An 11,045-nucleotide genomic window follows, 5' to 3' on the forward strand; every position below is an offset into this window, starting at 1 on the left:
CACCTGCGTCCCGCGGGCGGTCTCAGCCGTCGGCCAGGGTCCACCAGCCGGCAGCCGGGCCGATGAAGCGCACCGTCACCCAGAAGAGCACCAGGGCTGCGATGCCGATCCAGGCGCCGCGGGTGGTGATCGCCACGAAGCGATCCGCCTGGTTGCGCGTGAGCGGCAGCCAGGTCACCAGGCGTGGGGAGGTGTCGACGCTGGGCTCCGGTTTCTTCTGGCGCGGCGGCAGTCCCTGGGCTGCGCGGCGCTTGGCTTCCCCCATCGATGGTGTGGCAGGTCTCGGAACCCAGGCTACGGAGTTCGTGGATCAGCCCGGCAGCAGCCGCGGCAACTCCACCCAGGGTTCAAGGGCTGCCCCCACCAGCCGGCCCCAGCTGCGTCCCCGCAGGCGACCGTCCAGTACCGCCAGCCGGCCGCCTTGGCGCCTCAGCCCGGCCAGACCCCGTTGCAATCGATTGAGCGCCTCCGGCAGCAGCAGCTCCCGGAACCAGTCGCGTCCCTCCTGACGCAAGGCCGCCACCCGGGCCGCCGTCAGAGGATCCTCAAGGCTGGCGATCGGCAGCAGCGCCACCACGACCTGTCCCGGATGGGGGAGGCGCTCCTGATGCTCCAGCCACCAGCTCCAGCGGCAGCAGATCACGCCGTTCTCCTCCGGTGCGGTGCTCTCCTCATCGACCCGTCGGCCGAACTCGGCCGCCAGGCCGCTGGCCAGCCGGCGCCTCAGCGTCGCGTCGTCGAGCAGCACCACGGTGAGCTGCGCCTGCCCCAGCACCAGGCGGCGGCACTGATCGAGCAGGTGCTGGCCATACAGGGGACTGTTGGGAAGCGGTTGGCGCAGCGGTGCGTAGAGCGGCAGTGGATCGCTCAGCGGCGGATCTCCCAGCGCGACGCTCACCTGCGGCGCGAAGCCCAGATCGGCTGGCAACTCCGAGGCCTCGCTACCCGCGCCGCCCAGCTCTCCCACCAGCACGGCGCCGCGGCCCCGCAGCAGGCCGCTGAGCTCGGCCAGGGGATCGAGCGGTTGGCGATACAGGCGCCATTGCAGCAGCGTCGGGTCAACCTGCGCCCAGCTGGTCCAGCGCTGCGAGGGGGTCGCCAGCCACTGGGGCCAGGGCTCCGGAAGCGGACTCAGCAGCTGCAACAGCTGGCGCAGCGGCGCCTCCTCCTCGGCTGAGATCGGGACGGCCAGATCGGGCTGGCGTGGATGGCAGAGGATGCGCGCACTCAGGCGCCGGTGCAGATCCAGCAGGCTGCCGCTGGCGCTGGGGAGGGCCTGGCGCAGGGTCTCCCAGTCCTTCGGTTCCAACGTCACGCCCATGGCCTGACGCAGCTGACCGGCCAGTCGTTCGGCCTCCGGGATCACCAGCTGCCGCTTGCCCAGGAGCCCATCGCGCCACGCCAACAGCAGTTCGCTGTGGCTGAGCAGCCAGATCCGGGCCTCCACAGGGGCCTGGCGCCCCTGCCAGCAGGCCAGTTCCAGCCCTGCAGCCGCCAGCCGAGGACAGTCCCGCTGCAGCAACCGTTGCCGCTGGGCATCGCTCACCACCAGGGCGACAGGGTCGTCGCTGAGGGCCAGGGGCACCAGCAGGCCGATCCACCAGCTCGGGTCGGTGCCGGGGCTGAGCCGAACCAGGGTGTGGTCGGCCCGCCTGAGGCTGCGCGCCACCAGGCGGCTGAGCGTGAGGTGATGCGGCCAGCGCTCCGCCCCCTCGCCCCGCAGGAGCGCCTTGAGCTGCTGATGGGCTCTGGCTTCCAGCATCGCGGGATCGTAGGAAGCTCTCGGCCCTGACTCTGCGGCATCGATGACAGCTCTCTGGCAGCGGCAGCCGGTCGGGATCGTCGGGCTGGGTCTGATCGGGGGCTCCCTCGGCCTCGATCTGATCGCCCGTGGCGCCGAGGTGCGCGCCCTCGTGCACCGTGAGGCCACCGCCGTCCGCGCCCGCGAGCGGCGCCTCGCCACGACGGTGAGCACCGACCCCGCGGTGCTGGCTGGCTGCGGCCTGGTGGTGCTGGCTCTGCCCCTCGATCAGCTGCTCGACCCGTCTCCGCAGCTGCTGGCGGCCCTGCCCCCCGATGCCGTGATCACCGATGTGGGCTCGGTGAAGGGCCCGGTGCTGGAGGTCTGGCAGGCGCGGCTGGGCCTGACGGCAGGGCGTTTCGTGGCCTCCCACCCGATGGCGGGAACGGCCCATGCCGGCGTCGAGGCCGGCGAGGTCGATCTGTTCCGGGGCCGGCCCTGGGTGGCCACCCCGGGCGTGTGTACCGATCCCGGGGCCTTGGAGGCGGTGCGGCAGCTGGCCGAAGCGCTCGGCGCCCACTGGATCAGCTGCGATGCCGCCGATCACGACCAGGCCGTGGCCCTGATCTCCCACCTGCCGGTGCTGGTCAGTGCCGCCCTGCTGCAGGCCGCTGATCACGGTGCCGAGCAGGCGGGTGGGGCGCTGCCCCGGCTGGTGCGTGCCCTGGCCTCCAGCGGTTTCGCCGACACCACCCGGGTGGGCGGCGGCAACCCGGAGCTGGGCCTGTGGATGGCCCGCTGGAACCGCCAGGCCCTGCTGGAGGGATTGCGCGCCTACCGGCAGGCCCTGATGCAGCTGGAGCAGCAGGTGGAGGGGCAGGACTGGCCGGCGCTGCAGCGCAGCCTGGCGGACTGTCAGCGGTTGCGGCCGGAGTTTCTCTGACCCGTTGTCTCCGTGGAGCGATGACGACGCGGGGCGTTGCATGGATCGTCTCGAGCGTCCCGCCGATGCCGGCGTCAGTTGTCGTCTTCCGGATCCAGGGGCAGTGGCAGGCCGCGGCCCTGTAGCAGCTGGCGCACCGCGATCAGGGCCGAGAGGCTCACCCCGGCGGTGCCCTCGCCGGGGTGGATGCTGTCGCCGCAGAGCCACAGGCCCCGGAGAGGGGTGCGGCTGGCCAGGCCGAACGGCCCGAAGCGCAGCGGGTGCTGCCCGAGGCCGCCCACATACCCCCAGGGCCGCCCCGTCCAGCGGGCCCAGCCCCGTGGGGTGGCCAGCTCGCCGTGGAGCCAGCGCTCCGGGCCGAGCCCCAGCAGCCGCTCCAGGCCGGCCTCGATGCCGCGGCGCGCCTCCGCCTTGCGTTGCCGGTAGCCGCTGGCATCCCCTTCGAGCCAGGGCCGCGCCGGGCTGAACACGCTGGCGATCACGGTGGCCTGCCCCTGGGGTGCGCGGCCGTCCCCCTCGCGGCTCACCGAGACGAACAGCGGTCCGGGTGCGTCCCAGTCGAGCTGCAGATGGCCCGGGCACTCAGGCGGTAGGTCGGCCCGCTCCACCGCGCCGTAGAAGACCACCGCTCCGCTGGGCTCCGGCAGGGTGTCGAGCCGTCGCCGGTAGCCCTCCGGCAGCTCCTCGCCCAGCAGGGCCGGCAGGGTCTGGGGCGGCAGGGTCAGCACCACCTCGCGGGCCTGCAGGATGCGTTCGCGCTGATCGCCGCTCTCGATGGTGAGCCGCCAGCCTCCGTTCTCGACACGCAGGGCCGTGACCCGCTGCTGCAGCCGCAGCTGGCCCCTCTCCTGCGCCAACGCCTGCTCCAGTCGCTCGCAGAGGCTCTGCATCGAGCCCTGCAAATGCCAGAGGCCCAGGGGTTCCTGCACCGTCTGCAGCACGGTCGCGCCGTAAAGGGCGGCGGTGCGATCGGCGGGTTCCTGGGAGTAGAGGCGCAGCTGCAGATCGAGAAAGCGCCGCAGCCGCCGGTCGCCACTGCAGCCGCTCAGCCGCAGCAGATCGGCGATCGAGGCGGTCGTGAGCAGGCCGCTGGCCAGCACAGCCGGGTCGAGGGCCCCGAGCAGCTGCCCCAGGTCCCACAGGGAGCGTGGCGGCAGCACCGGCTGACGGGCGGCAAAGCGCCAGCTGGCGGTGTGGATCGTTTCGCACAGCCTCCAGAAGCGCTCGCTGCCGGGGAACTGACGCGCACGCTCGTCCCGCCAGGCCCGGCGATCGCGGTGCAGGCGCACGGGAGGGTGCCCGTCGGCCAGATCCACCACGCAGCCGGGATCGAGCGGCTCGGCCGGCGGCGGCGCGACGCCGAGGTGGGCGAACAGGCGCCGGTGGATGCCGCCCTCCTCCAGACCCGCCACCTGGGTGGCGCCCACATCGAAGATCCACTCCCGGCGCCGGAAGGTGCCGGCGCAGCCGCCGCTCTGCTGATGGGCCTCCAGCAGCTCCACCTGCAGGCCGGCTCGGGCGAGCAGGGCTGCAGCCGTGAGACCGGCGATGCCGGCACCCACCACCGCCACGTCGGTCCGCTCGGGAAGGCTGGCAGCCGCGGCCTGACTCATGGGCCGCATGCTGCCAGCCGGGCCGGCGCCAGCGTGGCCCGCCTCAAGCGGGCATGGCAGGGTGGGCGCGGCTTCGCCCGGTGGGATGACGACGACGCTGCTTGTTGTCGTGGTGGTGCTGCTGGCCTTGCTGCTGCTGCGGCTGATCGGTCGGGTGGTGGGGCTTGTGCTGCGCCTGGCCCTGCTGGCGCTCCTGGCCGCCCTGCTGCTTCTGGCCTTCGCCCCGCCTCCCCCGGACCCGGCCCCCCAGGGCCCGGGCAGGGGAGACCCGCGTCCCGCGATGACGCATGAAGCGGCGCCCCAGGGCGCCCGGCCGTCCTGACCGCCTTCGTCCCTGCCTGAGCGAAAGGCTCCCTCTCATGAGGTGAGGCGAGGCATCCTGTCCCGCCATGCTGTAGGCCCGGGAGCGGTCGCATGCCGCCGTCTTCCTGCAGGCCGCCGGGGCGTTCTCCGCCTTCCCTTCTTCAATTGCCGCTGATGGTCGCTGCCGGCTCTGATCCCCTGGCCCCATGGCTGCAGCGGCAGCTGGGGGTGGCCCTGCGACACCGCTCAGCCGTCGCCGGTGGGTGCATTCACAGCGCCTGGCGCCTGGAACTGGACGACGGCAGCCTGCTGTTTGCCAAGACCGCCCGGGCCTCGGCGCTGCCGTTGCTGGAAGCGGAGGCCGATGGTCTGGCGGCCCTGGCGCTGGCGGCCGAGGGCTGCGGCCTGCTGCTGCCCCAGCCCCGCGTCCTGGGCCGCAGCGGCGATCAAACGGTGCTGGTGCTCGACTGGCTGGATCTCGAGCGGGCGGCATCTCCACGGGGCTGGGAACGGCTGGGCCGGGGACTGGCCCGCCTGCATCGCCGCAGCCTCGAGAGGCCCTGCGCGGAGAGGGATCGGTGCGACGGCGCCTTCGGCTGGCCCCGCGACAACGTGATCGGCTCCACCCCCCAGGCCAATGGCTGGCTGCCCGACTGGGGTGCCTTCTTCCGCCGCAGGCGACTGGAGCCGCAGTTGGCTCTGCTCGCCGGGAAGGGTGTTCGCCTGCGAGGCGGCGACGCTCTGCTGGAGCAGGTGGAGGGCTGGCTGGCCGCGCACCGGCCCGACGCGGTGCTGGTGCACGGCGACCTGTGGTCGGGCAATGCCGCGCTCACCGCCTGTGGCCGCGGCGCCCTCTTCGATCCGGCGGTGCACCGCGCCGACCGGGAGGTGGATCTGGCGATGGCGCAGCTGTTCGGCGGGTTCCCGGGCAGCTTCTTAGAGGGCTACGGCCAGGAGTGGCCCCTGCCGCAGGGCCATGGCGCCCGGGTGCGCCTCTACAACCTCTATCACCTCCTCAACCACGCGAACCTGTTCGGTGGGGGCTACATCGGCCAGGCCCAGTCCACGCTCGATGCGCTGCTCTCCCAGCCGCCGGTGGCCTGAAGGAGCCCATTCGCTGATGTGACGGCCGACAGACACTCCCTGCCGTTCTGCCCCCATGACCTCGTGGGAGCGCTCAGCCAATGGAGGGAGGTGTGCCCGGGGTCCCTGATCTCGGCTGCGGAGCGGCATGGATCAACACAGTCCACCGAGGTCGACAAAAAAGCCGCCCCGAGAGGGGCGGCGAACAGGTGAGTGGAGTGTTGGCTCAGCCCAGATATTCCTGGCGCAGAGCCTGGACCTTGGTCATCACAGCAGTGCGCTTCTCACTGGTGCTCAGGTTCTGCCAGCTCCAGCGGCCGACGATCACCAGGCCGAGCAGCTCGAGCAGACCCGGCACCACCGGCAGCAGGTTGATGGTGTCGAGCACACCCTTGATCAGGATCTGGGCCACGATCACGGCCAGGATGATGCCGGAGGCCTTGGCGAACTTGCCGACCTGGCTCCAGTCGATGGCATCGAGCGAGGCATTGATCTTGCCGACGACATCAGCCAGTCGGGCGGAGATGTCGGACTCGGCTTCGCCGCTGCCGGGGGTGAACTCGGTCTTGGTCTCGAGTTCAGTCATGGTGTCACTCATGCCTGGCAGGGCAGATCAGTTGGACCGGCTTAAGGTACCGGGGTGACAGGCCGGACGCCAGGGGAGATCCAGATCCGTCGGCGGGCGCTGACGGTTCTGCGCCGGGTGTTGATGGCCGCCCAGCCTCAGGAGGGCTGCGCGCTGCTGCTGGGCGAGGCCTGTTCGGCGCCTGGGGCTTCTCCGCCCGGGATCGAGGCTGCCCAGGCGGGGATCGGTGCGGCGGACGCCCCATTGGCTGCCCCGGGGGCGGGGGCCGTGCCGGCCCAGCGGATCCGGCTGATCTGGCCCTGTCTCAATGTCTGGGAGCCCACCGCCGAGCGGACCAGGCGCTTCCGGCTCGATCCCCGCGAGCAGCTGCTGGCTCAGCGCTGGGCCCGCGAGCGGGAGCTGCAGGTTCTCGGTGCGGCCCACAGCCATCCCTGCAGCGATCCGGTGCCGTCCGCCACCGACCTGGCGTTGGCCTTCGCGCCCACCCTGCAGCTGATCCTCTCGCCGCTGACGGACTGGGAGCCGGCCTGCTGGTGGCTGGAGATTCAGGACGAGGAGCGCCCCACGCCGAGGCCGCTGCGATGGAGAATGGTGGATTGACGCGGTGGCGTTACCGGTTCACGGCCGGCCTGCACGCTCTCCTCGTCCCGATCCGCGCGGATCCGCCGTTCCATCCCGGTCCCCATGCTTCCTCCCGACACCAGCGGTGTTCAGCTCAGCCCCGATGAGGTGGCCCGTTTCTCGCGCCACCTGATCCTGCCCGAGGTGGGCATGGAGGGTCAGAAGCGTCTGAAGGCGGCCTCGGTGCTCTGCGTCGGCACCGGCGGCCTGGGTTCACCGCTGCTCCTTTATCTGGCTGCGGCCGGTGTGGGCCGCATCGGCATCGTCGATTTCGACGTGGTCGATCACAGCAACCTGCAGCGCCAGGTGATCCACGGCACCAGCTGGGTGGGCAAGCCCAAGATCGAATCGGCAAAGGCGCGCATCCTCGAGATCAACCCCCACTGCCAGGTGGATCTCTACGAAACGGCGCTCACCAGTGAGAACGCCCTGCAGATCATCGAGCCCTACGACCTGGTCTGCGACGGCACCGACAACTTCCCCACCCGCTACCTGGTCAACGACGCCTGCGTGCTGCTGGGCAAGCCGAACGTCTACGGCTCGATCTTCCGCTTCGAGGGCCAGGCCACGGTGTTCAACCTCGACGAGAGCAGCCCCAATTACCGCGACCTCTTCCCTGAGCCGCCGCCGCCGGGCATGGTGCCCTCCTGCGCCGAGGGTGGTGTCGTGGGCGTGCTGCCCGGGATCATCGGCGTGATCCAGGCCACCGAGGCCGTGAAGATCATCACCGGCATCGGCACCACGCTCAGCGGCCGCCTGCTGCTGTTCGATGCCCTGGGCATGAAGTTCCGCGAGCTCAAGCTGCGGCCCAATCCCGAGCGCCCGGTGATCGACGGGCTGATCGACTACCAGGAGTTCTGCGGCGTCGGCGGCACCGCCCCTGGCCAGGAGGAGGCCGGCAGCGTGCCCACGATCACCGTGGCGGAGCTCAAGACCGTGATCGACGGTCAGCTGGAGGAGTTCCTGCTGCTCGATGTGCGCAATCCTCAGGAGGCGGAGATCGCCGTGATTCCCGGTTCGGTGCTGGTGCCGCTCGATCGCATCGAGAGCGGCGAGGCGATCGACGATGTCCGCCGCCTCGCCGAGGGCAAGCAGCTGTATGTGCACTGCAAGCTCGGCGGCCGCTCCGCCAAGGCCCTGCTGGCGCTCGGGCGCCATGGCATCGAAGGGGTCAATGTGGCCGGTGGCATCCAGGCCTGGAGCGAGGAGATCGATCCGTCGGTGCCGCGCTACTGAGCTCCCCTGCGGGCCGAACCGGCCAGACTCGCTTCCCCTGGGGCTGACCGGTGGCCTTGCCTCCGTGGGTTTCTCATCCTTCTGAGGTGCTGATGCAGCTGCTGCCCCTGGCCGTGACGCCCCGCGCCGAGGCTGACCGGTTGCGCCGCCAGGAGGGGCGCTACGTGCTGCTGCTGCTCGCCACTCTGGTGCCGATGCTGCTGCTGCCATTGACGGCGAACGCCCACCATGGCGGCTATGCCGTTCTGGCGGCGGTGTTCTCGCTGCTGATCCTGCAGGCGTTGCACACGCTGTCGGTTCCCAGCGGCGGCCTGCGCGGCCTGATGGGGCGGGGTGGCTACCGGTTGCTGGGCCTGCTCTGCCTGGCGGGGATCTGGATTCCGCCGCTGCGCGGCAGCTGGCATCCGGTGGCGCTGAAGCTGGCTGTGCTGTTGCTGCTGTCGCTGTTCTTCCTGGTCAGCTCGGTGCGGCTTGTGCAACTGCTGGCCCGGGCGCCGCGGGTCAATGCCCGGGTGATGGCCGGGGCCTGCGCGGGCTATCTGCTGCTCGGCATCTCCGGCGGCGTGATCGCCACCGCCACCGAAGTGTTCGTGCCGGGCAGTTTCCGGCTCGATGTGGTGGCCGACCAGGAGCTGCTGCTCGATCGCCTCACCTACTTCAGCTTCGTCACGATCGCGAGTCTGGGGCCAGGCGACATTGTGGCGGGCAACGCGGTGGGCGAGCGCTTCGTGATGCTGCTGAGCGTCAGCAGCACGCTCTACGTGGCGATGCTGGTGGGTCTGCTGCTGGGGCGGTTCATCGCCTCCCAGGAGGTGGAGTACCTGGTGGAGGATCGGCGCGTCGAAGTGCAGCGGCGGCTGGGTGGAGGGCGGGAGGATTCGCTCTCTGGTGGCTGGGAGCAGCAGCCTCCGCACTGAGCCGATACGTTGCCCGGGCCTCCAGGCCAGGAGCCAGCCGGCGGCGGTTGCTGCTGCTGCCGTCATCACGCCCCTTTGCCCTGTCCTGTGCGGCGGCTCCACGCTGTGGCTGCGACAGGATCGCGGGCCCTGCGAGCCGCCCATGCTCTTCGGTGCTTCCTTCTCCTCCTGGTTGTATGCGCTCTGCTGGCAGGCGCGGTGGGACTGGCCCCGCCTGGGGGGTGCTGCTGGTGCTCATGGTGGAGGCCCTGGGCCTGGCCCTGAACTGGAGGCTGTGCCGCAGGCTGCTGCGCCCGCTGCTGCAGGACTGGCTGCAGCGGCGCCGACGAGGACGGCGGCTGTTGGAGCAACCGGCCCCGCTGCGGGTGCTGGTGCTGCTGCCGATGAATCTGGTGAACGCCAGCTGTGCCCCGTCGCCCACGCCGCAGCGTCGCTACGCGATCGCCAGGATGGCGCTGGTGCCGCGCTTTGCGGTGATGGTGCTGGCCGGCGCCATCGGGGCTGAGGCGGTGAAGGGGGACCTGGGTCCGTGGACGTTGGCGATGCGACGGTAGGCAGTGCTGGCCACGGCTGCCGTGCTGTGGCGCATGGGCGAGGGTCTGCGCCGCAGCCTCAAGGCCATCCCAGGCGAGACTGGCCGCTCTGGCAGGAGGGTTGTTTGAACGATCCCACCCGAGCGGAACCGGCGCAGCGGGCTGCAATCCCAGTGGAGGCCTCCCGGAGCAGCGATGCCGTGCCTGAGCCGTTGTACCTGGACCCTCAGGAAGGAAAGCGCTTCCGGCCTGACGACCCGCGCTTCCGGCGCCGCAACGCCCTTGTCAATGCGCTTCTGGCCCGCTGGGCGGTGATCGGCGGCACCGGCTCCTGGCTGGAGGCCCATCTGATGGCGCGGTTGGCCCTGTCGATGGGTGTGCCGGGCATGAAGGGCTGCGGCGTCGACGAGCCGGAGGTGCTCGATCTGGTTGGCGCGCGGCCCCTCGGGGAACCGGTGCTGGTGATCCTCTGCGATTCGATCGCGCCGGATCTGGGCCTGGCGCTGATCCGTCGTCTGCATGGCCTCCCCCAGAAGCCATCGGTGCTGCTGATGATTCAGCGGACGGAGTTGCTGCCCGGGGTTCTCAGGGAGAAGCGGCTGGCGCTTGTGGATGTGCGCAGTCTCGGCAGCGGGAGGGTGCTGCAGGCCTTGCAGGCCCTGTGGCACGGGGACAGCTACCGCGATCCGACGCTGTCGGGATCGGAGTCGGACCATCGACCGATGCTGACACCGCGTGAACGGCAGGTGCTGGAGGGAGTGGTGGCCGGACAGAGCAACGGCGCGATCGCGGCAACCCTGGGGATCGCGCCCAGAACCGTGCGCGACTACGTGTCGGTGATGTTGCAGCGGCTGCAGATGCCGAACCGCACGGCCCTGGCCAGCAAGGCCGTCGCCGAGGGCTGGCTCGAACGCTGAAGCCGCCTTCCGCGCATCTGAATATTACGCCCCCGACAGTTGTCGGGTCACGGTTTGCCTGGATCTGGGCATCCTTTCCGAAGGAGTTCCAGGCTCAGCAAGCGCATGCCGTACGCCAGCAGCATCCAGATCGTTAACGACGCCAATGGGACGGCCTATGCCTTCCTGGAGGACGACGGCGCCATCTGGCAGTGCCAGTGGAACGCCGAAGCGCAGCGCTGGGACAAGGGCCTGCTGGTGCCGGAGGCGTTCGGCGGCGAGAAGCTGCAGGCGCTCGTCCTGGAAAAGCTCTGGCCGACGATCGACAGCGGCGGCAACAACCCAGGCACGGCGCCGGGCATCGTGCTGGCTTACCGGGTGGGGGAGGGCAGCAGCAGCCAGGTATTGGCCAGCTTCGGGCGCTGGGGCAGCGATGGGGCGCTGCAATGGAGTGCGCCGGCGGTGCTGAGCGCGCCGGGGGTGGAGGTGCAGCAGTTTGCGCTGGTTCCGGGGGAGGCCAACACCGCTGAGGACAATGGCCAGACGTTTTCGCTGGTGTTGCAGGCGCAGCAA

At 70.7% G+C, this 11,045-nt stretch carries 12 protein-coding genes; 8 read left to right on the plus strand and 4 right to left on the minus strand.

The genetic code is table 11. The annotated features are described in order from the left end of the window. Positions 1 to 22: 22 nt before the first annotated feature. Complete coding sequence (locus tag H8F25_RS15015) at positions 23 to 265, minus strand: DUF2839 domain-containing protein (protein WP_197211096.1); 243 nt, start codon at positions 263 to 265, stop codon at positions 23 to 25. A 45-nt stretch (positions 266 to 310) separates the two neighbouring features. After that, entirely contained in the window at positions 311 to 1,762 is a 1,452-nt protein-coding gene (locus tag H8F25_RS15020; RefSeq protein ID WP_197211097.1) for a helicase, read from the minus strand. Positions 1,763 to 1,805: 43 nt separating this feature from the next. Here H8F25_RS15020 and H8F25_RS15025 point away from each other — a divergent pair, with 43 nt between their 5' ends. Next, positions 1,806 to 2,684 (plus strand): prephenate/arogenate dehydrogenase, encoded by an 879-nt coding sequence (locus H8F25_RS15025; protein ID WP_197211098.1) that lies wholly within the window; start codon positions 1,806 to 1,808, stop codon positions 2,682 to 2,684. A 74-nt stretch (positions 2,685 to 2,758) separates the two neighbouring features. Here H8F25_RS15025 and crtD read toward each other — a convergent pair whose 3' ends face one another. Next, positions 2,759 to 4,297 carry a C-3',4' desaturase CrtD gene (gene crtD, locus H8F25_RS15030; RefSeq protein ID WP_197211099.1) on the minus strand — a complete coding sequence of 513 codons (1,539 nt, stop codon included), beginning with the start codon at positions 4,295 to 4,297 and terminating at the stop codon, positions 2,759 to 2,761. A gap of 85 nt (positions 4,298 to 4,382) precedes the next feature. Between crtD and H8F25_RS15035 the strand changes: the two genes are divergently transcribed. Together H8F25_RS15035 and H8F25_RS15040 are read left to right on the plus strand one after the other, a co-directional pair. Then, a complete protein-coding gene (locus H8F25_RS15035) occupies positions 4,383 to 4,619 on the plus strand; it encodes a hypothetical protein (RefSeq protein WP_197211100.1) in 237 nt (78 codons plus the stop codon). A gap of 155 nt (positions 4,620 to 4,774) precedes the next feature. Further along, positions 4,775 to 5,704 (plus strand): fructosamine kinase family protein, encoded by a 930-nt coding sequence (locus H8F25_RS15040; RefSeq protein ID WP_197211101.1) that lies wholly within the window; start codon positions 4,775 to 4,777, stop codon positions 5,702 to 5,704. Between the two features lie 205 nt (positions 5,705 to 5,909). On the opposite strand, the gene H8F25_RS15045 is transcribed toward H8F25_RS15040, so the two are convergent. Next, positions 5,910 to 6,281, minus strand: coding sequence for a CAAD domain-containing protein (locus H8F25_RS15045; RefSeq protein WP_197211102.1), 372 nt, complete (start codon positions 6,279 to 6,281; stop codon positions 5,910 to 5,912). Positions 6,282 to 6,323: 42 nt separating this feature from the next. On the opposite strand from H8F25_RS15045, the gene H8F25_RS15050 reads away from it, so the two are divergent. The 5 genes from H8F25_RS15050 to H8F25_RS15070 all read left to right on the plus strand — a co-directional run bounded on the left by H8F25_RS15050 (position 6,324) and on the right by H8F25_RS15070 (position 10,493). Further along, complete coding sequence (locus tag H8F25_RS15050; RefSeq protein ID WP_255518285.1) at positions 6,324 to 6,869, plus strand: M67 family metallopeptidase; 546 nt, start codon at positions 6,324 to 6,326, stop codon at positions 6,867 to 6,869. A gap of 84 nt (positions 6,870 to 6,953) precedes the next feature. Then, a complete protein-coding gene (gene moeB / locus H8F25_RS15055; protein ID WP_197211104.1) occupies positions 6,954 to 8,126 on the plus strand; it encodes a molybdopterin-synthase adenylyltransferase MoeB in 1,173 nt (390 codons plus the stop codon). A 92-nt stretch (positions 8,127 to 8,218) separates the two neighbouring features. Next, on the plus strand, positions 8,219 to 9,043 hold the full coding sequence (locus tag H8F25_RS15060; RefSeq protein WP_197211105.1) for a potassium channel family protein: 825 nt from the start codon (positions 8,219 to 8,221) through the stop codon (positions 9,041 to 9,043). A gap of 176 nt (positions 9,044 to 9,219) precedes the next feature. Next, entirely contained in the window at positions 9,220 to 9,597 is a 378-nt protein-coding gene (locus H8F25_RS15065) for a hypothetical protein (protein WP_197211106.1), read from the plus strand. A gap of 191 nt (positions 9,598 to 9,788) precedes the next feature. Further along, a complete protein-coding gene (locus H8F25_RS15070; protein WP_197211107.1) occupies positions 9,789 to 10,493 on the plus strand; it encodes a LuxR C-terminal-related transcriptional regulator in 705 nt (234 codons plus the stop codon). Positions 10,494 to 11,045: the final 552 nt, after the last annotated feature.

Origin of the sequence: Synechococcus sp. CBW1004 (assembly GCF_015840715.1) — a bacterium.
GTDB lineage: Bacteria > Cyanobacteriota > Cyanobacteriia > PCC-6307 > Cyanobiaceae > Cyanobium.